The organism is Pseudomonas monachiensis, assembly GCF_047345015.1.
Taxonomy (GTDB): Bacteria; Pseudomonadota; Gammaproteobacteria; order Pseudomonadales; family Pseudomonadaceae; genus Aquipseudomonas; species Aquipseudomonas monachiensis.
This window is the reverse complement of sequence record NZ_CP178857.1, coordinates 5,265,985-5,289,987: the sequence shown is the minus strand read 5'-3', so window position 1 is coordinate 5,289,987 and position 24,003 is coordinate 5,265,985. Positions and strand designations below refer to the sequence as shown.

General features: G+C 59.9%; 21 protein-coding genes and 1 pseudogene. 6 read left to right on the top strand and 16 right to left on the bottom strand.

The features are described 5' to 3' along the window. Position 1: 1 nt before the first annotated feature. Both ACMDB8_RS23715 and ACMDB8_RS23710 read left to right on the top strand, forming a co-directional pair. Complete coding sequence (locus tag ACMDB8_RS23715) at positions 2-1,222, top strand: benzoate/H(+) symporter BenE family transporter (protein WP_223541986.1); 1,221 nt, start codon at positions 2-4, stop codon at positions 1,220-1,222. A gap of 16 nt (positions 1,223-1,238) precedes the next feature. Further along, positions 1,239-2,507, top strand: a complete 1,269-nt coding sequence (locus tag ACMDB8_RS23710) for an OprD family porin (RefSeq protein WP_223541985.1) — start codon at positions 1,239-1,241, stop codon at positions 2,505-2,507. 9 nt (positions 2,508-2,516) lie between these two features. On the opposite strand, the gene ACMDB8_RS23705 is transcribed toward ACMDB8_RS23710, so the two are convergent. Then, positions 2,517-2,759, bottom strand: a complete 243-nt coding sequence (locus ACMDB8_RS23705) for a DUF2790 domain-containing protein (RefSeq protein WP_056728659.1) — start codon at positions 2,757-2,759, stop codon at positions 2,517-2,519. A 110-nt stretch (positions 2,760-2,869) separates the two neighbouring features. On the opposite strand from ACMDB8_RS23705, the pseudogene ACMDB8_RS23700 reads away from it, so the two are divergent. Both ACMDB8_RS23700 and ACMDB8_RS23695 read left to right on the top strand, forming a co-directional pair. Then, positions 2,870-2,992: pseudogene (locus ACMDB8_RS23700) on the top strand (LysR family transcriptional regulator); the annotation flags it as partial. Positions 2,993-3,063: 71 nt separating this feature from the next. Next, positions 3,064-3,753: an energy-coupling factor ABC transporter permease gene (locus ACMDB8_RS23695; RefSeq protein ID WP_409078841.1), complete on the top strand. Its 690-nt coding sequence runs from the start codon at positions 3,064-3,066 to the stop codon at positions 3,751-3,753. Positions 3,754-3,788: 35 nt separating this feature from the next. Here the strand turns inward: ACMDB8_RS23695 and yacG are convergent, their stop codons facing one another. Genes yacG through ACMDB8_RS23675 form a run of 4 tightly spaced genes read right to left on the bottom strand, consistent with a single transcriptional unit; the run spans position 3,789 to position 6,697 of the window. Next, a complete protein-coding gene (gene yacG / locus ACMDB8_RS23690) occupies positions 3,789-3,989 on the bottom strand; it encodes a DNA gyrase inhibitor YacG (RefSeq protein ID WP_007970539.1) in 201 nt (66 codons plus the stop codon). Then, complete coding sequence (coaE, locus tag ACMDB8_RS23685; protein ID WP_046041800.1) at positions 3,986-4,609, bottom strand: dephospho-CoA kinase; 624 nt, start codon at positions 4,607-4,609, stop codon at positions 3,986-3,988. Before coaE ends, yacG begins: the two co-directional genes overlap by 4 nt. Beyond that, complete coding sequence (locus ACMDB8_RS23680) at positions 4,606-5,478, bottom strand: prepilin peptidase (RefSeq protein WP_056728655.1); 873 nt, start codon at positions 5,476-5,478, stop codon at positions 4,606-4,608. The genes coaE and ACMDB8_RS23680 overlap by 4 nt, the downstream gene beginning before the upstream one ends. Position 5,479: 1 nt before the next feature. Beyond that, positions 5,480-6,697 (bottom strand): type II secretion system F family protein, encoded by a 1,218-nt coding sequence (locus ACMDB8_RS23675; RefSeq protein ID WP_409078806.1) that lies wholly within the window; start codon positions 6,695-6,697, stop codon positions 5,480-5,482. Positions 6,698-6,923: 226 nt separating this feature from the next. Here ACMDB8_RS23675 and ACMDB8_RS23670 point away from each other — a divergent pair, with 226 nt between their 5' ends. Together ACMDB8_RS23670 and ACMDB8_RS23665 are read left to right on the top strand one after the other, a co-directional pair. Continuing rightward, positions 6,924-7,346: a pilin gene (locus ACMDB8_RS23670; protein WP_056728651.1), complete on the top strand. Its 423-nt coding sequence runs from the start codon at positions 6,924-6,926 to the stop codon at positions 7,344-7,346. 300 nt (positions 7,347-7,646) lie between these two features. Then, positions 7,647-8,003, top strand: coding sequence for a BON domain-containing protein (locus ACMDB8_RS23665; RefSeq protein WP_056728649.1), 357 nt, complete (start codon positions 7,647-7,649; stop codon positions 8,001-8,003). Positions 8,004-8,274: 271 nt separating this feature from the next. On the opposite strand, the gene ACMDB8_RS23660 is transcribed toward ACMDB8_RS23665, so the two are convergent. The 11 genes from ACMDB8_RS23660 to ACMDB8_RS23610 all read right to left on the bottom strand — a co-directional run bounded on the left by ACMDB8_RS23660 (position 8,275) and on the right by ACMDB8_RS23610 (position 23,994). Then, on the bottom strand, positions 8,275-11,265 hold the full coding sequence (locus ACMDB8_RS23660) for a DUF748 domain-containing protein (RefSeq protein WP_223541984.1): 2,991 nt from the start codon (positions 11,263-11,265) through the stop codon (positions 8,275-8,277). A 60-nt stretch (positions 11,266-11,325) separates the two neighbouring features. Continuing rightward, complete coding sequence (locus ACMDB8_RS23655; protein WP_056728646.1) at positions 11,326-12,342, bottom strand: class I SAM-dependent rRNA methyltransferase; 1,017 nt, start codon at positions 12,340-12,342, stop codon at positions 11,326-11,328. A gap of 93 nt (positions 12,343-12,435) precedes the next feature. Further along, positions 12,436-13,305: an oxygenase MpaB family protein gene (locus ACMDB8_RS23650; RefSeq protein ID WP_223541983.1), complete on the bottom strand. Its 870-nt coding sequence runs from the start codon at positions 13,303-13,305 to the stop codon at positions 12,436-12,438. Between the two features lie 51 nt (positions 13,306-13,356). Beyond that, positions 13,357-15,294, bottom strand: coding sequence for an acetate--CoA ligase (gene acs, locus ACMDB8_RS23645; protein ID WP_409078805.1), 1,938 nt, complete (start codon positions 15,292-15,294; stop codon positions 13,357-13,359). A 237-nt stretch (positions 15,295-15,531) separates the two neighbouring features. Further along, a complete protein-coding gene (gene pgi, locus ACMDB8_RS23640; protein WP_056728640.1) occupies positions 15,532-17,196 on the bottom strand; it encodes a glucose-6-phosphate isomerase in 1,665 nt (554 codons plus the stop codon). 224 nt (positions 17,197-17,420) lie between these two features. After that, the gene (gene panD, locus ACMDB8_RS23635; protein WP_003228271.1) at positions 17,421-17,801 is read right to left on the bottom strand and encodes an aspartate 1-decarboxylase; all 381 of its coding nucleotides are present in this window, start codon (positions 17,799-17,801) and stop codon (positions 17,421-17,423) included. A gap of 194 nt (positions 17,802-17,995) precedes the next feature. Next, positions 17,996-18,856 carry a pantoate--beta-alanine ligase gene (gene panC, locus ACMDB8_RS23630; protein WP_056728637.1) on the bottom strand — a complete coding sequence of 287 codons (861 nt, stop codon included), beginning with the start codon at positions 18,854-18,856 and terminating at the stop codon, positions 17,996-17,998. Further along, entirely contained in the window at positions 18,853-19,653 is an 801-nt protein-coding gene (gene panB / locus ACMDB8_RS23625; protein WP_056728635.1) for a 3-methyl-2-oxobutanoate hydroxymethyltransferase, read from the bottom strand. Before panB ends, panC begins: the two co-directional genes overlap by 4 nt. Positions 19,654-19,929: 276 nt before the next feature. Then, entirely contained in the window at positions 19,930-20,415 is a 486-nt protein-coding gene (folK, locus tag ACMDB8_RS23620) for a 2-amino-4-hydroxy-6-hydroxymethyldihydropteridine diphosphokinase (protein ID WP_409078804.1), read from the bottom strand. Positions 20,416-20,418: 3 nt separating this feature from the next. Then, complete coding sequence (locus tag ACMDB8_RS23615; protein ID WP_056728631.1) at positions 20,419-21,819, bottom strand: polynucleotide adenylyltransferase PcnB; 1,401 nt, start codon at positions 21,817-21,819, stop codon at positions 20,419-20,421. A 735-nt stretch (positions 21,820-22,554) separates the two neighbouring features. Beyond that, positions 22,555-23,994, bottom strand: a complete 1,440-nt coding sequence (locus ACMDB8_RS23610; protein ID WP_056728629.1) for a sigma-54-dependent transcriptional regulator — start codon at positions 23,992-23,994, stop codon at positions 22,555-22,557. Positions 23,995-24,003: the final 9 nt, after the last annotated feature.

The following is a 24,003-nucleotide window of genomic DNA, read 5'->3' as shown; positions in this document are numbered from 1 at the left end:
CATGAAAGCGTTTTTCCAGGACTTCTCGTTGTCAGCCGCCGTGGCTGGATTCATTGCCACGGTGATTTCCTACGCTGGCCCGTTGGTGATCATCTTTCAGGCGGCAGAAGCGGCACATCTTTCGCGGGAAGTGTTGTCATCCTGGATCTGGGCGATCTCCATCGGCAGCGCCGTGCTCGGCATCGGTTTGAGCCTGCGCTACCGCGTTCCGGTGATCATCGCCTGGTCGGCGCCGGGTTCGGCGTTGCTGGTGACACTGTTGCCGGACATTTCCATGGCAGAGGCGGTGGGGGCTTATCTGGTCAGCAGCCTGATCATTTTCGTGGTCGGCATCTCGGGGGCTTTCGACCGGATCATCAGCAAGCTGCCCGCCGCCATCGCGGCGGCGATGCTGGCGGGGATCCTGTTCAGTTTCGGCACCGGGCTGTTCGTGTCGATGCAACACAAGCCGCTGCTGGTCCTGGCGATGTTTGCCACGTACCTGATCTGCAAGCGTGTGATGCCGCGTTATGCAGTGATGATGGTGCTGCTGGTGGGCTGTTCGATTGCCGCGTTCACCGGTGATTTGCATCGTGAAGCGCTGGTGATCGGCCTGGCCACGCCGGTGTGGATCACGCCTGAATTCAGCCTGGGCGCGATCCTGAACATCGCCTTGCCGCTGGTGATGGTGGCGCTGACCGGTCAGTTCGTGCCCGGCATGGCGGTGCTGCGCGCCAGTGGATATCCGACGCCGGCGAGCCCGATCATCACCAGCAGCGCGCTGGGCACGGCACTGCTGGCGCCGTTCGGTTGCCATGGACTGAATCTGGCGGCGATCACCGCGGCGATCTGCACCGGTCGCGAAGCCCACGAGGATCCTCGCAAGCGCTATGTGGCCGGGGTCGTCGGCGGCCTGTGCTACCTGCTGTTGGGGATCTTCGGCGCCACGCTGGTCTCGCTGTTTTCAGCGTTCCCCAAAGAGTTGATCGCGGCGCTGGCCGGGCTGGCCCTGTTCGCAGCCATTGCCGGCGCGTTAACGGGTGCGATGGCGGTACCGAGCGATCGTGAAGCCGCGCTGGTGACATTCCTGGTCACGGCTTCGGGCATGTCGTTGTTCGGTTTGTCCGCAGCGTTCTGGGGGCTGATTTTCGGCATGGTCACCCATGTGCTGTTGAGCGCCCGTCGTCCCTTTCCCCGTCGCAAATCCACTGCAACTGAAGTCCTTCAACCAGTCGATCAATAACAATAAGAGAAAAACGATGAAACAGATTCTCCCAACAACTGGTTCGGCGTTGTCCCTGGCTGTCGTCTCGAGTTTATCCACAGGTGCGATGGCCGCTGAAAAAGGCTTTATCGAAGACACCACCGCGACGTTGCAGGCGCGCAATTATTACTTCAGTCGCGACTATTCCGACATCGTCGGCGCCAACCAGCAATCGAAGGCTGAAGAGTGGGCACAGGGTTTCATCCTCAATGTGAAGTCCGGATACACCCAGGGCACCGTCGGGTTTGGGGTGGACGTCATTGGCTTGCTCGGCCTCAAGCTCGACAGTGCCCCGGACCGGACCAATACCGGTTTGCTGCCGGTGCAGGGCGACGGCCGCGCGGCGGACAACTACAGCCGACTGGAAGGCGCGTTGAAGATGCGCTACTCCAAAACCGAACTGAAAGTCGGTGAGCTGCAACCCAATCTGCCGGTGTTGGTATTCAGTGATATTCGTCTGCTGCCACCCAGTTATCAGGGCGCAAGCATCACCTCCAACGAGATCAATGGCCTGACGCTGCAGGGTGGTCACTTGAGTTCAACCAGCCTGCGCAACGAGGCTGGCGACGAAAAGATGCAAGCAATGCTGGGGCACGTGCCGCAGCGCCAGGTCAGCAGTGACGGTTTCAATTTTGCCGGCGCTGATTATGTCTTCAACGACAAGCGCAGCTCGATCAGCGCCTGGTACGGGCAACTGGAAGATATCTACAACCAGCGTTTTCTGGGTTTAAAGCACAGTGAGCCGGTGGGCGACTGGATCCTCGGCGCCAACCTCGGTTACTACGATTCGCGCGAGGACGGCAACAAACTGCTGGGTAACATCGACAACCAGGCGTTCTTCTCGTTGCTGTCGGCCAAGCGTGGCGGCCATACGTTTTACGTCGGCTATCAGGGCATGTTCGGTGACAGTGCGTTCCCACGGGTGTTTGCCAACATCTCGCCGTTGGGCAACGAAGTGCCGACCTATGAGTTCGCCTTCACCGATGAACGTTCCTGGCAGGCGCGCTACGACTACGACTTCGCGGCGCTCGGCGTACCGGGGCTGACCAGCACCGTGCGCTACATCAGCGGCAATAACGTCGATACCGGCAAGGGCTATGAAGGCAAGGATCGCGAGCGTGACCTGGATATCGGCTATGTGTTGCAGAGCGGCAGCCTCAAAGGCCTTGGCATCCGTGTGCGCAACGCGATGGCACGTTCCAACTACCGCAGTGATATCGACGAGAACCGCTTGATCCTCAGCTACACATGGACCTTGCTGTGAGCCTGGCGATCACAGGTTGCTGGTGCAATCACCCATGACGTTGTAGGTCACGCGATGGGCCTGTCCTTGATGATCAATGTATTCCATGGTCGCCGGTACAACCCCGCACGCAGTCGCCGTGTCGGACACCGAAACCACCTTGGCGATGTCCAGTGGCTGCGCCGGGTTGTACAGGACCGCGAGGGGCTCGTTGTCGGCGGCCATGGCCGAGGTGGCGATGACGGTCAGCAACAGGCTGATCAACGTTTTCATATTGGCATGCTCCGTGTCGGATTCGATGTCTGAATTTTAGTCTTTGCCACCGACGGATAAAGGGGCGAACCAGGGATGCAGCCTTACATAAAACGTAACAGTCATCGCCCTATCCTTCGCGACGTTTTCTCGATGGCAAGGTCCGCACCCGGGTGGACTTTCTCAAGTCAGAGCTACCGAAGCTGTTCGCCGAACATGACGCGGTGATGAGCGATCCGCGGCATTGGGCTTGAAGTCGAAGGGCGGGCGAGTGGCGGTGTAGACTGAAGATCTGTTGTTCTTCGCCTGGGAGGCGCGCGTAGCCATGATCGGTGCAGAGTTGCTGTCATCGCAAACCCTTGCGGTCGGCTGGCTGATCTATGCGCCGGTGTTGATCTGGGCGATCTGTCGCGCGCCATGGGTTGAGCTGTTCACCGACAGCCGTCGTCAGCATCTGCTGCTCGGAACGGTGTTTGCGCTGTTTCTGTTGTGGCTGGTGCGGCGCGACTTTGATACCGGCGTGTCTTACCACTTCATCGGCATGACAGCGGTGACGCTGCTGCTGGACTGGCCGTTGGCGCTGGTTGGCGGGTTGGTTGCACAAACGGGGTTGGTGTTGCTCGGTCGACAGGACCTGGCGGCGGCCGGGGTCAATGGCGCGCTGTTGATTGCGCTGCCGGTGCTGGTCACCGAGTGCTGCGCCATTCTGGTGGAGCGGGCGCAGCCACGAAATCCCTTCGTGTATATCTTCGTTTCCGGATTTTTTGCGGCGGCGCTGTCGGCGTTGCTGTGCCTGCTGCTGGCGCTTTGGTTGCTGTGGTTCGACGAGCGTTTCGAGATGCCGTACTGGCTTGAGGATTTTGTCGGTTACCTGTGGCTGATCATTTTCCCCGAAGCGTTTATCAACGGCATGATCGTCAGTGCGCTGGTGGTGTTCTGCCCGGAGTGGCTGGAAACGTTCAACCGCACCCGTTACCTCTCGGCTCCCTGGAAGGACGACGATCCCAAGTCCTGATCCGCATCAAGACCTGGAATCGCCCATTCGATGGATCAGTGACGCGGGTCGAAGTCACCGCTGAACATCTCGTCCTCGGCATCGGGAGCCACCGGAATCTTGTGCTCTTCGGACGCCCAGGCACCCAGGTCGATCAGTTTGCAGCGGTCGGAGCAGAATGGCCGGAACTTGCTTTCGGCGGTCCATTCCACGGGGGCGCCACAGGTTGGGCATTCGACGGTTGTTGGTTGGCTCATGACTGGCCTCCACGCAAAGATAGATAAAAGTGATGCAGGCGTTCGACCTCGCTGTGCAGCCAGGCAAGGTCGCGGTCATTGACCACGACGTCGTCTGCATGGCTCACGCGATCCTGGCGGCTGGACTGGGCCTTGAGGATCGCCTGGACTTGCTGCTCGCTGGTCTGGTCACGTTGCAGGGTGCGTTCGATCTGCAATTGTTCGGGGGCATCGATCACCAGCACCCGTTGGGTCATGGCGTATTGTCCGGACTCGATCAGCAGCGGCGAAACAAGAATCGCATAAGGCGATTTTGCCAGCGCCAGGTGGTGAGCGATTTCCTCGCCGATCAGCGGATGCAGGAGGGCCTCCAGCCAGCGGCGCTCTTCAGGCACTTCGAAGATCAATTTGCGTAGCGCCGCGCGGTCCAGTTGCCCGTCGGCCTGCAACACGCCGGGGCCGAAGTGTTCGGCGATTTGTGCCAGTGCCGGGCGGCCGGGTTCCACTACCCAGCGAGCGGCATGATCGGCATCGACCACATGCACGCCCAGGTCGATGAAGTGTTGGGCGGCCGCACTTTTGCCGCTGCCGATGCCGCCGGTCAGGCCGAGAATCCAGGGTTTTTCCACAGGGCTATTCATTTCAAACCGACAAACTGCCAATAGAGGTCGGTTATTTGACCACCCCAGAGCAACGCAATCCAGCCGGCAATGGCCAGATAGGGGCCGAAAGGGATCGGCGTCGAGGTTTTTGCGTTGCGCCAGCGCAGCAGTATCAGCCCGATAATGGCACCTACCAGCGAGGACAGCAGGATGGTCAGGGGCAAAATCTGCCAGCCACCCCAGGCGCCCAGCATCGCCAGCAGCTTGAAATCGCCGTAGCCCATGCCGTCCTTGCCTGTGACCAGCTTGAACAGCCAGAACACCGACCACAGCAGGCCGTAGCCGGCAATCGCCCCCCAAAGCGCCTCGTGCAACGACACGAACAGGCCGAAGCTGTTGACGATCAACCCCAGCCATATCAACGGCAGCACCAGTACGTCCGGCAATATCTGATGTTCGGCGTCGATCAGGCTCATCGCCAGCAACCCCCAGCTCAGGATCAGCACCAGGGCGGCTGGCCAACCGAAGCCAAAGTGCCAGGCCACAAACGCCGACAACAGACCGCAGGCCAGTTCGGTCAACGGATAGCGCGGGCTGATCGCTGCCGCACAGGCTGAGCAGCGGCCGCGTAAAAACAAATAACTGAGCAGCGGGATGTTTTCCCAGGCGCGGATGCGGTGACCGCAGTGCGGGCACTGGGAGTGGGGCAGCAACAGGTTGTAAGTCGGCAGTGGCGTTTCGCCAGGCAGGCCGAGAATGTCATGGGCCTGCTCGCGCCAGTCGCGTTCGAGCATTTTCGGCAGGCGCCAAATCACGACATTGAGAAAACTGCCGACCAGCAGACCGGTGATGCCTGCGAGAACGACAAAGGCCAGCGCAGAGTGAATCAGGATTTCATTCAAGGGCATGTCAGATCGCTGAGCCAAGTTGGAAGATCGGCAGGTACATGGCAACTACCAGTCCACCGACGATAACACCCAGCACCACCATGATGAACGGCTCCATCAGACTGGTGAGGTTATCGACCATGTTATCGACGTTGTCTTCGTAGAACCCCGCGACTTTGTCGAGCATAGCGTCCAGGGTGCCGGACTCTTCGCCGATTGCAGTCATTTGTATCGCCATGTTCGGAAAGACGCCGCAGGTGCGCATGGCGAAGTGCAATTGCATGCCGGTCGAGATGTCCTGCCGGATGCGCAATACCGCGTGCTTGAACACGACATTGCCGGTCGCACCGGCCACTGATTCCAGGGCCTCCACCAGCGGCACGCCGGCAGCGAAAGTGGTCGACAGTGTACGGGCGAACCGGGCCACGGCGGACTTGTGCATCAGGGTGCCCACCAGCGGCAGTTTCAGCAGCCAGGTGTCCATCCGGTCACGGAAGGCAGGGGATGTCCTGAGGGCGTGGCGCACGCCGAAGGCCGTTGTGACCAGCGCGCCAAGGACCACCCACCACCAGGCCTGCATGAATTGCGACAGGCCAATGACCATCACGGTGAAGGCCGGCAGTTCGGCGCCAAAGCCTTTGAACACGGATTCGAACTGCGGCACGACATTGACCAGCAGAATCCCGGTGACAATCGCCGCGACGAACACCACCACCAGCGGGTAGGTCATGGCTTTCCTGATCCTGGCCTTGAGGCTTTCGCTTTTTTCCTTGTAGGTTGCGACCCGCTCCAAAAGGGTATCGAGGGCACCGGCCTGCTCGCCGGCATCCACCAGGTTGCAATACAGCTCATCGAAATACCGGGGCTTCTTGCGCAGGGTGGCGGCGAAACTGCTGCCTGCCGCAACTTCCTGTTTCAGTTCGTCCACCAGCTTGCGCATGGCCGGATTGTCGAAGCCTTCGCCGATGATGTCGAACGACTGCAACAACGGCACGCCGGCCTTCATCATCGTCGCCATTTGCCGGGTGAACAGGGCAATGTCCTGGGCCTTGATGCGCTTGCCCATGTCGAAAACCGAAGGGTTTTTCTTGCGCACCTTGCCGGGACTGATGCCTTGCTTGCGCAGTTTCGCCTTGATCAGCGCCGGGTTTTGAGCGCTGAGTTCGCCGGTCACTTTTGTGCCTTTGCGGTCGATGCCTTCCCATGCATACACGCTGATTTTCGCTGCCTTGACCGCCATATTCAGTCCTGGGTATTCCGATTGAACTGCTCTTATAGCCTAGTCAAGGGACGGGGCCAAACCCACTCGGTGAGGTGACAAAAAACGTCAGATAGTGCTGATCCTGGTAGTAGGTAAGGGCTTTGCGGGCCACCAAGCCCCTGCCAACAGGGGCTTCTGGCCTTGGCACAGGCTGTGCTGCCATGGGGCAGGTCATGAGCCTTCGACTCATGCATGGAGCTTGTACATGAACAATCAGAAAGGTTTTACCCTGATCGAGTTGCTCGTCGTGGTGGCGATCATCGGGATCCTGGCAACACTGGGCCTGCCGATGTATTCCAAGTACCAGGCCCGGGCCAAGGTCACGGCGGCACTGGCCGAGCTGACTGCAATGAAGGTGCCGTTCGAGGATGTGATCAACCAGGGGGAAACCCCGACAATTGCCAACGTGGCACCCGCTGGCAAGGCATCGACCAACCACTGCGCCCTGTCTGTGACGGCTACAACGCAGGCGGGAGCGGGATCAATCGTTTGTACGTTGCGCAATGCCCCGGGGGTGGTCCAGGACAAAACCGTTACCCTGACACGGGACGAAACCAAAGGTTGGTCATGCAAGAGCAGCGTTTCCGAGGACTACTTGCCTAAAGGTTGTTCCGGGTCTGCGGCATGAAGTGCTGAATCAAGTCCCCGCTTTTGCGGGGTTTTTCCTGTTTGTCGACCTGTCGTCAAATGCTGCAGATAAAGCTCAGAAATTTCAGCATCTTAGGAACTTTCCATAAACCCGCAACTTGCATGCAGAGTTTGTGCTTCTCGTGCATTTTGCATGATTTCGAAATTTGGCTGATTTTATAACTTGTTGATTTATAAAGCTTTGTTCTTTGTTTCAAAGTTGGCATAGCGTTCGCAATATCCCAGATAACCCTGCCGGCAAGACACCCGGCAGACTTTCCGAAAAACAGGAGTTACTCGTATGAAGAAGTTCGCTATCACTGCCGCTGCTGCTACCGCGCTGACCCTGACCATGGCCAACGCCGCGTTTGCTCAAACCACCCAGGCAACCCAGTCGCCAATGGTGCTGGCTGCCGGTGAAATGACCGAAGCGAAAGAAGCTACTTCCGATACCTGGATCACCACCAAAGTCAAAGCTGACCTGATGACCGAAAAAGGCATTCCAGGTAGCGACATCAAGGTTGAAACCAACAAAGGCGTGGTATCGCTGTCGTCGACCACCGCCGTGACCGATTCGCAAAAAGAAATGGCTGTGGCCATCACCAAGAAAATCAAAGGCGTCAAGGCGGTCTCCGCTGACGGCCTCAAAGCCGAGTAAGGCAAGACTTCTCGCCTGGACCGGGAGAAGGCGCGACAGACGGGCAGAGTCATACGCCTGTTGCAACCTGAGAGTTCATGCGAAAGGCCATAAGGATGTGGCCGTCACAGGCCCCGTGCATTTTTGCCGGGGCCTGTTCTATGTGTGGCGCTGAAAATCAATTGTGGGAGCGAGCTTGCTCCGGGCGGCGTTCCGACGATGGCAGACTTTCAGGCGACATCGATGTCGACTGTTTGGTCGCCATCGCGAGCAGACTCCAGCCGCCGATTCATCACTCGGCATCCAGATGCATCGGCGTCACCACGCGGCCGTCGCTTTGCGCTTCGCCCAGATTGGCGTCGATGAAGTACACCCGGTCATCTTCCAACTGGGCCTTGTCGACCAGGTAATCCTTGATGCTGCTGGCGCGTTCCTGGCCCAGTTGACGCAACAGCACGTCGCTGGAGCTCCAGAACTTGATCACCTCGGCACGCATTTTCGCGGTGCGCTCTTCCTTGCCCAGATCCTTCCATTCGGCGGGGGGCTGGGTTTTCAGGCGGGTGCGGTAGATACCTTCGAGCAGCGGGCCTTTTTCCCCGTCCGGCACTTCCAGCAACGAAGCCTGGGCCGGGACCTTGTCACCGCGGCGCTGGAGCATTTTGTAGTAGTTGTACTGGTATTCACGTTCCAGGCGTTGTTCGGCGATCAGCGGGCCATCGCTGCTCTGGGCGGCGGTGCCTTCGATTTCCAGGCGCAGGGCCGGACGCTCCTTGAGCGCCTTGGACAGTTTGTCCAGGGCGCCTTCGGCGTCCTTGCCCAATTCGCTGGAACCCGCTGCAAATGAAACGCTGCCCAGGTCTTCCGAGCCACCACCGTTGACCAGCCCGCCAATCAGTTTGAACGGCGCTGCCGCGGCCTTGACGACCAGGTTGCGCAAGGTCTGCCAGATAATCGGCATGACACTGAACTGAGGGTTGTTCAGGTCGCCGGTGACCGGCAGTTCGATGGAGATCTTGCCATCGACGTCCTTGAGCAAGGCAACGGCCAGTTTCAGCGGCAGGCTCACGGCATCCGGGCTGTCGACTTTTTCACCCAGTTCCAGTTGTTCGACCACCACTTTGTTTTCAGCTTTGAGCTGACCCTTGGTGATCTGGTAGTGCAGGTCGAGATTGAGCCGGCCCTTGCGGATACGGTAGCCGGCGAACTTGCCGGAGTAGGGCGTCAGCGTGGTCAGCTCCACGCGTTTGAAGCTGGTGGCGATGTCGAGGCTGGCCATCGGGTCAAACGGATTGACCGAGCCCTTGATGGTCACCGGCGCGTAGCGATCGACCTTGCCCTTGACGTCGACACTGGCCGGTTTCGGCTGGCGGCTGTCGATGGTGCCGATCTGCCCGTTGAGTTGCTGGATGGCGGTGGCGAAGTTCGGGGTCAGGCTGAAGTCGGCGAAGTTGGCCGAACCGTCATTGATGAAAATGCCGCCGATGTGGATGCCCAAGGGTTTTTCTTTGCTGGCCGGTTTGCTGGCCGCCGGTTTTGCCGCGGAGTCCGCCGGTTGCGGAATCAGCAGGTCATCGATATTGGTGGTGCGATCATCGTTGATCATGAAGCGCGCATAGGGCTGGAACAGGTTGATCTTGTCGATCGACAGGCTGTCCCCATGCTGATAGTTCAGGCCTTCGACCACGACCTGTTGCCACTTGAGGAAGTCGCGGGTTTTCAGGGTGTCCAGGGTATGGAGCTGATCGACCTGGGCGCGGCCGGTGACGTTGAACGCCAGGGGCTCGGTGCTTTTCAGGTCGACCGCCAGATCACTGCCGAGCATGCCGCTGCGCAGTTCCAGGCGAATGAACGGCGTGATGTAGGACTGGGCAACCCGCAGGTCGATGTCCTTGGTCTGTACCTTCAGTCTGGCGCTGACCGGAGCCAGGTTGACCTCGCCGTCGGCCATGATCTTGCCTTGCTTGCCCACGCCGCTATCGAGCTTGAGGGTAAAGGGTGAACCGTTGAGGCTGTCGAAGTTTTGCAGGTCAAGGTTCAGCGGACCCAGTTCCAGGGCGACGGCGGGTTGTGCCTTGCGGTCCGCCAGATGCACCTGGTAGTCGCGCAGTTGCACATCCTTGAGCAGCACCTGCCAGGGCTTGTCCGGGGCAGTCGGTTCAGGCTTGGGTGAGTCTGCCGCCGCCGGAGTGCTGGTCGGTTCGGCATCCGCCTTGGCCTTTGCGGTGGGTTTTGACGGTTGGCTGGCGAACAGTTTCTGCCAGTCGAGTTGGCCGTCCGATTCCAGCGCGGCCCAGGTTTCCAGTTTGTGGCTGCGGATCTTGCCGACCACCACTTGCTGTTTGGCCAGGTCCACGGTGGTTTCGCTGACGTCCAGGCGCTCAAGCTTTACCAGCGGCCGGCCATCCGGCGCCTTGATCGCGAAGGGGGCGATGCTGACCGCTACATTGCTTAGCAGCAGCTCGGTTTCCTTGGTCAGGTTGAGTTTGTAGTCGGTGCTGATGCTCATGACGCCGTTTTCGAGATCCAGTGGCACGGCATCGCGCACATAGGGCCAAAAGGCTTTCATCTTGCCATCAGTGATTTTCAGCTTACCTTCGGAGGCGATCGGGATCAGGCTGAAGTTGCCGGTCCAGTCGATCTGTCCGCCATTGGGGCCGACGGCCACCAGGGTCATGTCGGCGCTGTCATCGGGCAGGGTGCTGAGGTTCTTCAGCTCGAAATCGAGTGTGTCGTAGAGAAACTCGATGGGTTCGCTGGGCCGGGCATCTTCAAAGTGTACGGCGCCGCCCGCCAGTTTGATCCGCTCGATGCGCAGCGGAAACGGCTTGGCATCAGGGTCGGCCGGCGTGGGTTCGCTCTCTGGTAGCTTGAACAGCCCGAGCAGGTTGAGTTTGCCGTCCTTGCTGAACAGGATTTCGGTCTTGGGCTTGGTCAGCTCGACATCAGACAGGTGCACCGCCTTGGTCCACAGGCTGTCGAATTGCAGATTGGCGTACAGGCGCTCGAAACCGACCTGCTCCTTGCCGGGTTCGCCGATGTTCAAGCCCCAAAGGGTCAGTTCAAGGCTGAACGGATTGAATTCGATCCGCTGGATGGTCGCGGGTGTAGTGGCGTAGCTGGCCAGTTGCTGGTTGGCAACGCGCAACGCGACACCCGGTAAAATCAGAAAACCCAGCAAGCTGTAGAGGGCCAGAGCAGTCAACAAGGCGCCAATGGCGCGAATCAATCCTTTGTACATGTGCGGCTTCATCTGTCTGAATCGGAGAGCCTTGGAGTATGGCATGCGTTTCCGGTTCCGAAGTGATCGGCCTGTTCAGGAAATTTCAGATTTCTCCGAGGACGGTCAGAGCTGAAGAATCAGGGTTTTCAGCGGTGGCTGTTGATCCAACGACGGAAAATCGGCGCCTGGCTTCATCATGGTCCATTCACGCACCGGCCGTCCGGCCTTTTCCGCGCAACGCAAAACCTGTTCGCGCCAGTCGTCCATGCTGACTTTTGCCAGGTTGTTGCAGCAGATCAGCACGCCGTTGTCGGCGGTGGTCAACAAGGCGGGTTTGAGCAGGCTTTGGTAGTCGCGCAGCAGGTCGACGGTGCCGAACGCGCTCTTGGCCCAGGCTGGAGGGTCCAGCAGCACCAGATCGTACTGGCGCTGTTCCAGGCGCTGATAGCTCGGCAGCTTTTGCCCGCGGCGCTGGCTGATCGGCAGCCCGGCCAGTTGGCGAATGGCCGGGAAGTAGTCGGACTGGATAAATTCCATGGTCGGCAACTGCGGGTTGAGTTGGCCGTTCTCCCGACCGACCGCCAGGTTGCCTTCGGCGAAGTCCAGGTTGCACACCTCGCGCGCGCCACCGGCGGCAGCACTGAGGCCGACACCACAGGTGTAGGCGAACAGGTTCAGCACGCTTTTGTTCTTGCTGTGATCCTTGACCCAGCCGCGGGTGTTGCGCAGGTCGAGGAACAGCAGCGGGTCCTGTCCGGCATGGCGCCCTCGCACCCGATACTTCAGGCCCCACTCGTGGCCGACCAGGTCTTGCAGGGCGGCTTCGTCGGCGCGGTAGACGATGTCTTCGCGATCGATGCGCGAGTTGCCACGGGAGCGGTCGTTGTAGACCAGCAGGGTTTCAAAACCCAGGTATTGATTGATCGCTTCGTGCAGTTGCAGCAGCGTCTCGCGCTCCAACGCCTGGTGGAAACTTTGCACCAGCAATTGTGGGCCGTAGCGGTCGATGGTCAGGCCACCGGCGCCTTCCTGGCTGCCGTGGAACAGGCGATAGCAATCGGTACCTTGCTGGTGCAGTTCGGCGAGCAGGTCCTGGCGTTGATCGAGGGCGGCGCGCAGCGCCTGATTCAAGGAAGACATGCTGGGCGCCTTGCAGGAGGGAATTGGGCGCGGGAGTTTAACAGTTTTGGCGCGGGACCGACTTGCTCGCGAAGCTTTTGATCTTTGTTCTTTCTAAGTAATCCCCATCCGCCGTTTAGCCCGCTGCACTGACCCGTTACGCACCGCCCAGCGCAGCATCGGCGCACTGCGATTGACACTGGCGCGGATCAGCTTGCGTTGCAGCGGGTTCTGGCTGACGCCGAGCATGTCGCTGGCCCAGTCCGGCAGCAGGTCGATCCCGGCCTGCATCATCAGGCCGCCGAAGGGCTTGGCCAGACGGCTGGGGGCGGGGGCGTTCAATAGCAGGCGCAGCACTTCGCGACTGCGTTCATCGCACAACAATTGCGGGCGAACGCGCTCAAGGTAATCGGAAATTTCCTGCCGTGAACGGGGCACATCACGCGCCCCAAGACGTTCGGCAACCAAGGCAATCTCGGCGTAATAACGATCCTGATCCGCGAGGGACAAATGTGGATTGCGATAGCGCAAATGCGCGGCGAGGAAGTTGCTCACTTCCGCGACGTGCACCCAGGTCAGCAGATCAGGATCGCTGGCTGCGTAAGGGCGCCCATCCGGTGCCGTGCCGGTCACTTGCAGGTGAATGGTGCGGACTTTTTCGATCAGCCAGTCGGCATCCTGTCGAGAACCGAAGGTGGTGCCGGAGATGAACTGCCCGGTGCGGCGCAACCGGCCGAGCATGTCTTCACGAAAGTTCGAATGGTCCCAGACCCCGGCCAATGCCAGCGGGTGCAGGGCCTGCAGCATCAGGGCGCTGATGCCACCGATCAGCATGCTGCTGAAATCGCCATGGACTTGCCAGCTCACCGAGTCCGGCCCGAACAGCCCGGGGTCGCCCTTGGGGTTTTCCAGGTCGAGTTTGCCCAAAGACAAACCGGTCAGGCTCATGATCTGGGTTTCGATGCGGGTGCGGATGAATTCCATGGCCACTCAGTGATGAAAGAGGAGGGCGCGGCCACTGGCCGCGCCTGTAGGTTACTGGTTCAAGCGCTTGTCGATCAGCCCTTGCACCACGCTCGGGTCTGCCAGGGTCGAAGTATCACCCAGACTGTCCAGTTCATTGCAGGCGATCTTGCGCAGGATGCGCCGCATGATCTTGCCTGAGCGGGTTTTCGGCAAGGCCGGGGCCCACTGGATCAAGTCCGGTTTGGCGAAACTGCCGATTTCCTTGCTGACCAGGGCCAGCAATTGCTTCTTCAGTTCATCGTTGGTTTCGACGCCGTTCATGGGCGTGACGAAGACATAGATGCCCTGGCCCTTGATGTCGTGGGGATATCCGACCGCAGCGGCTTCGGCGATGCTCTCGTGCAGCACCAGGGCGCTTTCCACTTCGGCGGTGCCGATACGGTGGCCGGACACGTTGATCACATCGTCGATGCGCCCGGTGATCCAGTAGTCGCCATCTTCATCGCGCCGTGCGCCGTCACCGGTGAAGTAGTAGCCGGGGTAGGGTTTGAAGTAGGTGTCGACCATGCGTTGCGGGTCGCGATAGACACTGCGGATCTGCGCCGGCCAGCTGGATTTTATGGCCAGTACGCCGCTGCCGGCGCCCTTGATTTCCTTGCCTTGCTCGTCGAGCAGCACCGGTTGCACGCCGAACATCGGTTGTGTCGCACAACCGGGCTTGATCCGCTGGGCACTGACCAGCGGGCTGAGCATGATGCCGCCGGTTTCGGTCTGCCACCAGGTATCGACGATCGGGCAACGCTCTTGGCCGACCTCATGGAAATACCATTCCCAGGCTTCCGGGTTGATCGGCTCGCCGACCGTGCCGAGTAGCCTGACGCTGGCGCGGGATGTTTGCTTCAACGGTTCCGGGCCTTCGCGCATCAGTGCGCGCAGGGCCGTCGGGGCGGTGTAGAAAATGTTCACCTTGTGCTTGTCGATCACCTGCCAGAAGCGCGAGGTGCTCGGGTAGTTCGGCACGCCTTCGAAGATCAGCGTGGTCGCGCCGTTGGCCAGCGGGCCGTAGACGATGTAACTGTGGCCAGTGACCCAGCCGACGTCGGCGGTGCACCAGAAGACTTCGCCGTCGCGGTAGTCCAGCACGTACTTGAAGGTCATCGCTGCTTGCAGCAGGTAACCGCCGGTGGTGTGCAGCACGCCTTTGGGTTTGCCGGTGCTGCCGGAGGTGTAGAGGATGAACAGCGGGTCTTCGGCGTCCATCGGCTCGGGCGGGCAATCGGCGCTGGCTTCGCTCAGTGCCTGCTGGTACTTGATGTCTCGTCCTTCGACCCGGTTCACCGACCCCTTGCTGCGCTCGACCACCAGCACGGTGCTCACGTCCGGGCAGCTTTGCAGCGCCTTGTCGACGTTCTGCTTGAGTGGCACGACCTTGCCGCCGCGCACACCTTCATCGGCAGTGATCACGGTGCGGCAGTCGGCGTCGAGAATGCGGTCGCGCAACGAGTCCGGGGAGAAACCGCCGAACACCACCGAGTGCACCGCGCCGATGCGGGTACAGGCCAGCATGGCGTAGGCCGCCTCGGGAATCATCGGCATATAGATGCACACACGGTCGCCTTTTTTCACGCCACGGCTTTTCAGCACGCTGGCCAGGCGACAGACGTTTTCATGCAGTTTTTTGTAGGTGATCGATGTCGAGTCGGCAGGGTCGTCGCCTTCCCAGATGATGGCGACCTGATCGCCGCGTTTCTCCAGGTGCCGGTCGATGCAGTTATAGCTGACGTTCAACTGCGCGCCGGCAAACCAGGTGGCTTCACCGGTTTTCAGGTTGTAGCGCTGGACGGTTTCCCAGGGGGCGCTCCAGTCGAGAAAACGCGTGGCCTGTTCGGCCCAGAAGGTGCTGGGGTGTTCGATGGATTGGCGGTACAGGCGCTGATAGTCGTCTTGACTCAATTGCGCGGCCCGGCGGACGGCATCGGCTTTGGGGAACGTGCTGATATCGAACATGACGGTTCCTTATTCTTGTTTTGCGACAAAGATAAAGATGCGCCGAGAGGTCAAAGGGTTCAAGAGGGGAGCTGTGCGACCCTCGTAGGAGCTGCCGAAGGCTGCGATCTTTTGACGTTGCTTTGAAGATCAAAAGATCGCAGCCTTCGGCAGCTCCTACAGTGATAGTGCACGCCACCGTTTTTGCAGTAAACCCGGTGCCGTTTGAAGGGGCGGGCTAACCGCCCCTTCAGCCGATCACCCGCGGTGACGACCACGGAAGTAATTGATCAGCCCTTGGGTCGAGGCGTCCTCGGCCGGGGTTTCTTCGCTGCCGACCAGGCGGTTGTAGACGCCTTTGCCCAGCTCTTTGCCCAGCTCAACACCCCACTGGTCGAAAGCATTGATGCCCCAGATCACGCTTTGCACGAAGACTTTGTGCTCGTACATCGCCACCAGAGCGCCGAGGCGACGCGGGCTGATGCGCTCGACCACCAGGGTGTTGCTCGGACGGTTGCCCGGGATCACCTTGTGTGGCGCGAGTTTTTGCACTTCGGCGTCACTCATGCCTTTGTCGCGCAGTTCGGTTTCGGCCTCGCCAAGGGTCTTGCCGAGCATCAGCGCCTGGCTCTGCGACAGGCAGTTGGCGTACAGCCACTGGTGGTGGTCGGACACCGGGTTGAAGCTGACGATCGGCACGATGAAGTCAGCCGGGATCAGTTGGGTGCCCTGGTGCAGCAACTGGTGGTAGGCGTGCTGACCGTTGCAGCCGACACCGCCCCAGATCACCGGCCCGGTGTCGGTGGACACGGGCTTGCCGTCCTGGCGCACGCTCTTGCCGTTGGATTCCATGTCCAGCTGTTGCAGGTGCTTGGTGATGTTGCGCAGGTAGTGATCGTACGGCAGGATCGCGTGGCTTTGCGCGCCCCAGAAGTTGCCGTACCACACGCCGAGCAAGGCCAGCAGCACCGGCATGTTCTGTTCGAACGGCGCGGTCTGGAAGTGCTGGTCCATGGTGTAGGCACCGGACAGCAACTCCTTGAAGTTCGACATGCCGATGGCCAGGGCAATCGGCAAACCGATGGCCGACCACAGCGAGTAGCGCCCGCCGACCCAGTCCCACATCGGGAAAATGTTTTCTTCGCGGATGCCGAACGCCACGGCGGCGGCGTTGTTGCTCGAAACCGCGATGAAGTGGCGATACAGCTCGGCTTCCGAACCACCCTGGGCCAGGTACCAGGCACGGGCGGCCTGGGCGTTCTTCAGGGTTTCAAGGGTGTTGAAGGATTTCGACGAGACGATGAACAGCGTGGTCTCGGCGCGCAGCTTCATGGCCAGTTCGTGGAATTCGCTGCCGTCGATGTTCGCCAGGTAATGGCAACGCACGCCTTTCTGGGCGTAGGACAGCAAGGCTTCGGACACCAGCTCCGGGCCGAGGAAGGAGCCGCCGATGCCGATGTTCACCACGTCGGTGATCGGCTTTTCGGTGTAGCCGCGCCACAGACCGTCGTGGATACGGCCGACGAGGTCGGTGATCTGGTTCAGCACCTTGTGCACTTCGGGCATCACGTTGACGCCATTGACCGACAGCTTGTCGCCGACCGGGCGGCGCAGGGCCGTGTGCAGGGCCGGACGACCTTCGGAAGAGTTGACGATTTCGCCATCGAACAGCGACTTGATCGCGCCCTTGAGGTCGACTTCGTTGGCCAGGCCCACCAGCAGATTGCGGGTCTCGGCGTTGATCAGGTTTTTCGAATAGTCGAGAAACAGGCCGCAGCTGCTGAGGGTGAATTGAGTAAAACGCTGCGGATCGGCATTGAAAGCTTCGCGCATGCTGAAATCCTGCATGGCTTGGCGGTGGTCATTCAGCGCTTGCCAGGCAGGCAGAGCGGTAACGTCGTGAGGAGTGCGGTAATACGCCATCGCTGCGGGTTTCCTTATTACTTGAACGGCCTTTTGAACACTAAAAATCCCGGAGCGCTGTGGGTGGGCGTTCCGGTCAACTGCGTCGACACGATTTCATGGCGCAGGGCGACTACAGTAAACCCCGCGCAATGATCTGTCTTGACTTTGTCTGACCTGTTTCCGGTACTTTTTTAACATCGAAGTTAGGAATGGTCCGACAAACGGAAGAGACAGGGATCGGATCAGGCGACCTGGACCGGAATGGCGTTGCTGGTGTGGCTCAGTTCATTACCCGGTGCCATGTAGAGCATGCGCGGCTTGAAGTTGAGCAGTTCGGCTTCGCTGTAATGAGCGTAAGCGCAGATGATCACGCGATCGCCAACCTTGGCCTTGTGCGCGGCGGCGCCGTTGACCGAAATCATGCGCGAACCTTCTTCGCCACGGATGGCATAGGTGGTGAAGCGCTCGCCGTTGTCGACGTTGTAGATCTGGATCTGCTCGTACTCACGAATGCCGGACAGGTCCAGCCATTCACCATCGATGGCGCAGGAGCCTTCGTAATCGAGTACAGCGTGGGTGACTTCGGCGCGATGCAGCTTGGCTTTGAGCATGATGGCGTGCATGAGTATTTCCCAGGTCGGAATCGAACGGCGGGCAGTTTGCCCGAAGGCTTGAGAGGCAGCAATAAGGTGTGGAAACTGCCGCAAATCGAATGTGGGAGCGGGCTTGCTCGCGAAGGCGTTGCGTCAGTCGACGTATGTGTCAGCTGACAGACCGTATTCGCGAGCAAGCCCGCTCCCACAGGGTATTGCAGTGTTTAGATTGGCGCGTCGAGGTTCAGGTGCAGGTTGTCGATCAACCGCGTCGTACCGAGGAACGCCGCCACCAGAATCACCAGGTCACGATCCTGCGCCGTCGCAGGGCGCAAGGTCAGGGCATGGCGGATTTCCAGATAGTCGGGACGCAGGCCGGCGGCTTCGAGCTGTTTGATCTGGGTGCCGATCAGCGCCGGGTAGTCGCGTTCGCCCTGCCTGATCGCTTCGCCGATCGCATTCAGCGTGCGATAAACCACTGGTGCCACAGCGCGTTGCTCTTCGCTGAGGAAACCATTGCGCGACGACAGCGCCAGGCCATCGGTAGCGCGAACAGTGGGCTCGCCGATGATCTGGATTGGCATGTTCAGGTCATGAACCAGCGCGCGAATCACCGCCAGTTGCTGGAAGTCTTTCTCGCCGAAAATCGCCAGGTCCGGCTGGACCATGTTGAACAGCTTGCTGACCACCGTCGCCACGCCTTCGAAATGCCCCGGACGGCTGGCACCGCACAGGCCTTCGGACAATTGCGGGACGCTGACGCGGGTCTGGCCGGCCATGCCGTCGGGGTACATCTCTTCAACGGTGGGGGCAAACAGCAGATGGCAACCGGCCTGGAGCAGTTTTTCCTGGTCGGCGGCGAGGGTGCGCGGGTACTTGTCGAGGTCTTCGCCAGCACCGAATTGCAGCGGGTTGACGAAAACGCTCGCAACCACGAAGTCCGCCCGTTGGGAGGCTTTGGTCACCAGCGCCACGTGGCCGCTGTGCAGGTTGCCCATGGTTGGCACAAAGGCGATGCGCTTGCCTTCGCCACGGGCACGGGCCACGGCGGCCCGCAGTTCGCGTACGGTTTTTACGGTGTTCATGCAGAGAATCCGTGTTCGATCCCAGGGAATGTTGCCGCTTTGACTTCAGTCACGTAGGCAATCAATGCAGCTTCAATGCTGGTCTGGCCAGTCATGAAGTTTTTCACGAATTTCGGCATGCGGCCGGTAATGGACAGGCCCAGCATGTCGTGCAGAACCAGCACCTGGCCATCGGTGCGATTGCCAGCGCCAATACCAATCACCGGAATCTTCACCGCCTGGGTGATTTCTTCCGCCAGTTCGCTCGGGACGCACTCGAGCAGCAGCATTGCCGCACCAGCCTGTTCCAGGGCGATCGCGTCGGCACGCATTTGCCGCGCCTGGTTTTCATTGCGACCCTGGACCTTGTAGCCGCCAAGGATGTTCACCGATTGCGGCGTCAGGCCCATGTGCGCACAGACAGGGATGCCGCGCTCGGCCAGCAGGCGGATCGAATCGGCCAGCCACAACGCTCCTTCGACCTTGACCATGTGCGCGCCGGCCTGCATCAACAGGGCGCTGTTGGTCATGGCTTGCTCGGTGGTGGCGTAGGCCATGAAAGGCAGGTCGGCGAGGATCAGGGCATCGCTGTTACCGCGTTTGACGGCGGCCACGTGATAAGCCATTTCGGAGGTAGTGACAGGCAAGGTGCTGTCGTGGCCCTGCAAAACCATGCCGAGGGAGTCGCCCACCAGCAGCACTTCGACGCCGGCCTGGTTGCAGGCGTGGGCGAAGGTTGCGTCGTAGCAGGTCAGCATGGTGATTTTTTCACCTTTTTGCTTCAGACCTTGCAGGGTGGTCAGGGTGATGGCTGGCATGAAAAGTTCCTCATTCAGGCGCTGTGGAAACTACTGCGAGTAACGCGCGTGATTCTTCGTTGAATACAGGCGCACGCTCTTTCGTCGTGCTTTTAAGGCCTGGATTGCGCCCTTGAACGCCGTGTAGGCGGCAGCGGGACGCCTATAGTCGTGAGGAGAACGAGGGAAGTCAATTGCGTGTGTTACCGCATTGTTACGGGTGGGGTGTTACCGGGGTAACTGATGCGATTCAGCAGCAGATATTGTGATCGACGCAAAACCAATGTGGGAGTGGTGTCACGCCGGGAGCAGGCGTTCCAACCCGACGAACGGGCAGGCTGCGAGTAATTCACTTAGCTCGCGGCCATCGGCCAGGCGCAGATCCGCAGGGGCCAGTTCCGCCAGTGGATACAGCACGAAGGCCCGTTCCTGCATGTGGTAATGGGGAACCTTGAGGCGTGGTTCGTCGATCAGGCGATCACCGAACAGCACGATGTCGAGGTCAAGCGTGCGCGGCCCCCAGCGCACAAGGCGCTCGCGACCCTGGCCGTTTTCAATGGCCTGTAAGGCATCGAGCAAATCTAGTGGCGCCAGCGTGCTATCGAGAGCGGCCACCGCGTTGGTGTAGCGCGGTTGTCCAGGCAGCAGCGAGTCGCTTTGATAAAACGCGGATATCCCGACCAGTTCCGTTTGCGGCAAGTGCGCCAGCGCCTCGACGGCGCTGCGCAATTGTTCGGCGGGGTCAGCCAGATTGCTGCCCATGCCGATGTAGATGCGTTCCATGGATTACTCGCCCGTGGTGCTCGAAGCGCCGGCAGCGCGTTTGCGCTTGGAACCACCGCTGCGGCGACGCTTGCGCGGGGCGCCGGTGCCTTCATCCTTGCCGCTGAGGTCGCGAATCATGTCGCGACGCTCGCTTTCGTTGGCGTCCTGATAGTCAGTCCACCATTCGCCCAGGCCATCGGTCTGCTCGCCGGCGCTTTCGCGTAGCAGCAGGAAGTCGTAGCCGGCGCGGAAACGCGGATTGTCCAGCAGCAGATCGGCACGCTTGCCGCTGCGGCGGGGCAGGCGTTCCTGCATGTCCCAGATTTCGCGGATCGGCATGGTGAAGCGTTTCGGAATCGCGATGCGCTGGCACTGTTCGGCAATCAGCTCGTGCGCCGCTTCCTGCATCGCCGGAATCGGCGGCATGCCACGCTCCTGCAGGCGCAGGACACGGGCCGGCAGGGCAGGCCAGAGCAGGGCTGCAAAGAGGAACGCCGGGGTTACCGGTTTGTTCTGCTTGATCCGCAGGTCGGTGTTGATCAGGGCTTCGCTGATCAGGGTGTGGGTGTACGTCGGGTTGTATTCCAGTGCTTCGGCGCTGGCCGGAAACAGTGGATCGAACAATTGCAGGTCGACCAGCATTTCAAACGTATCGGCGGCATGGCCGGAGAGGAACAGCTTGAGCACCTCTTCGAACAGGCGGGCCGACGGGATCTCGCGCAGCATCGGCGCCAGGCCGCGGATCGGCAGGGCGCTGTGTTTTTCGATGCCGAAGTTCAGCTTGGCGGCGAAACGCACGGCCCGCAGCATCCGTACCGGGTCTTCCTGGTAGCGTTGCGTCGGATCGCCGATCAGGCGGATCAGGTGATTGCGGATGTCGTGTACGCCGTTGGCGTAGTCGAGGATGCGTTCGCTGACCGGATCGTAATACAGGGCATTGATGGTGAAGTCGCGACGTTGCGCGTCTTCTTCCAGGGTGCCGTAGACGTTATCGCGCAAAATGCGCCCGCTCTCGTTGCGCGAAGACTGGTTGCTGTCTTCCTCGTCTTCGTTTTGCGGGTGATTGGCGCGGAAGGTCGCGACTTCGATGATTTCGCGGCCGAAGTGGATGTGCACCAGCTTGAACCGGCGCCCGATGATTCGCGCGTTACGGAATTCGGCCCGTACCTGTTCCGGTGTGGCGCTGGTGGCAACGTCGAAATCTTTCGGTGTGATACCCAGCAGCATGTCGCGCACGCAACCGCCAACCAGGTAAGCCTGATAACCGGCGTTCTGCAGGCGTTCAACGATATTCACCGCGTAGCGGCTGAATTGCGCCTTCTGCAGCGAGTGTTGACCGCTGTTGAGCACTTCAGGCGTGCTGCGAATGTGTTGCGTAGGACGCTTGGGAGAACGGAATGACTGGAACAGCTTCTTCAGCATGGGATGCACTGTTTGAAGGAATATTCGGCCATAACAGAAGAATGACCGCATGATGGGCGGGGATTCTAGCATTTAGTCGGGGGATGGTGTAGGACACAGCAGATATGAGCTGTAGGCCGCAGGCTTAAAGGCCGGAACGAGCCGATTTACGGGGATTTGCGAATCGCGCAAACCACAAGGGGAGCCGAAGCTCCCCAAGAAGTAGTTGCATGCTCTATTTTTATTTTTGGTTTCGGGCTTCTTGTTTTTGTTGAGTGCCCTCGCCATGAAGCTTTCCTTCATGACCCTCCCAATCGGGAGCCAAGAGCAAACGGATTGCTTTGGTCGCTGAATTGCAGTGATCTTTCGATCCAACCAGTACAGGCTCTGTCTTAGGACAGTTTTTGTTGTTCTCGGCCTGGTCGTGGGGCAAGCCCCAAATACAACGCCTCTCCAAAAGAATCAGTTAGCTGCGCCTCTCGCCGTCTTGTTTTTATTGTGCGTGAGTCGATTCGTCTTATTTTTATTGTCTTGTGCATTGCTTGTTATTGTTCTTGTACCAAACATATAGCAGGGTGCGTGCCAACTTTTTCGAAACCCAATAAAACAAGGGGTTAGGCCGGTTGGCAGGCATTTCGAGGGCCAAAAAAAGCCGGGGCTTCGTTACCGTAAGCCCCGGCTTCTGTTACGTGAAAAAGCTGAGGTAACAGTTTTTTCACAAAGTCACGTGTTACCCGCACATACGACAGGTGCGATTCAGCTTTCGCTGGCCACCCCGGTCTTGCGGCGCGGGATGCCCAGGCGCTGACGGCGCTCCCATAGGCATTTGCGGCTGACCCCGAGCTTGCGGGCCAGCTCGGTTTCGGTCATGTGGTCCTGATGTTCGAGGACGAAATGCTGGAAGTAGTCTTCCAGGGAGAGGTCTTCGGTCGGTTCGTGGTTGCTGTTACTGGTGTTGCCGTTGCCCTGTTGGGGCGCCAGGCCAATGAACTCGTCGTCTTCCAGGTCGCCCAGTTCGATGTCGATGCCCAACAGCTCGGCGGAAATTTCCGGGCTTTCGCACAGGATGACGGCGCGCTCGACGGCGTTTTCCAGTTCGCGAACGTTGCCCGGCCAAGCGTAGTGACGAATGGCTTGCTCGGCATCCGCGGCGAATTTGAGGTCGGTGCGGTTGACGCGCGCACTTTGCCGCGCCAGAAACGCATTGGCGATTTCGTTGACGTCCGCACCGCGTTCGCGCAGGGCTGGCAGCTTCAGCGCGATAACGTGGAGGCGGTAATACAAGTCTTCACGGAACTGGCCGATTTTCGCCAGGCTCTTGAGGTCGCGGTGAGTCGCCGCGATCAGGCGCACATCGACTTTTTGCGACTGCACCGAACCCACGCGACGAATTTCGCCTTCTTGCAACACACGCAACAGGCGAGCCTGGGCTTCCAGTGGCAGTTCGCCGATTTCGTCGAGGAACAAGGTGCCGCCGTCCGCCGCTTCCACCAGGCCGGCGCGCCCGGCGCTGGCGCCGGTGAATGCGCCTTTTTCGTGGCCGAACAGTTCGGACTCGATCAGGCTTTCCGGAATGGCCGCGCAGTTCACCGAAATCATCGGCGCCTTGGCGCGTTTGGACAAATTGTGCAGGGCGCGAGCCACCAGTTCTTTACCGGTACCCGATTCGCCCTGGATCAGAACGTTGGAGTCGGTCGGTGCCACTTTGCGGATCTTGCCGTACAGGTCCTGCATCGGTGGGCACGAGCCGATAATGCCGATTTCACCGTTGCTGTTGTCGGTACCGGATTTCGCCGCACCGTTGGTGACTTTGCCGGCAACGGCTTCACCACCGGCTTGTACCGTTTGTCGGTCACGCAGGATTCGTGCGGCCGCTTGTAGCATTTCGTCATGGTCGAATGGCTTGGCAATGTAGTCCACCGCGCCCATTTTCATCGAGTCGACCGCCGAGCGCAGGCTGGCATAGCTGGTCATGATCAGCACCGGCGTGCCCTGCGCGAGCTTGATCAACTCCGTGCCAGGCGCGCCCGGCAGGCGCAGGTCACTGATGATCAGGTCGAACGAGGGAATGGTGAAGCGTTCTTGTGCTTCCTGCACTGATCCGGCTTCGCTGACCTGGTACTGGTTACGTTCCAGCAGGCGGCGCAAGGCGGAGCGGATGATGGTTTCGTCTTCGACGATCAAAATGTGCGGCATTGATTCGAT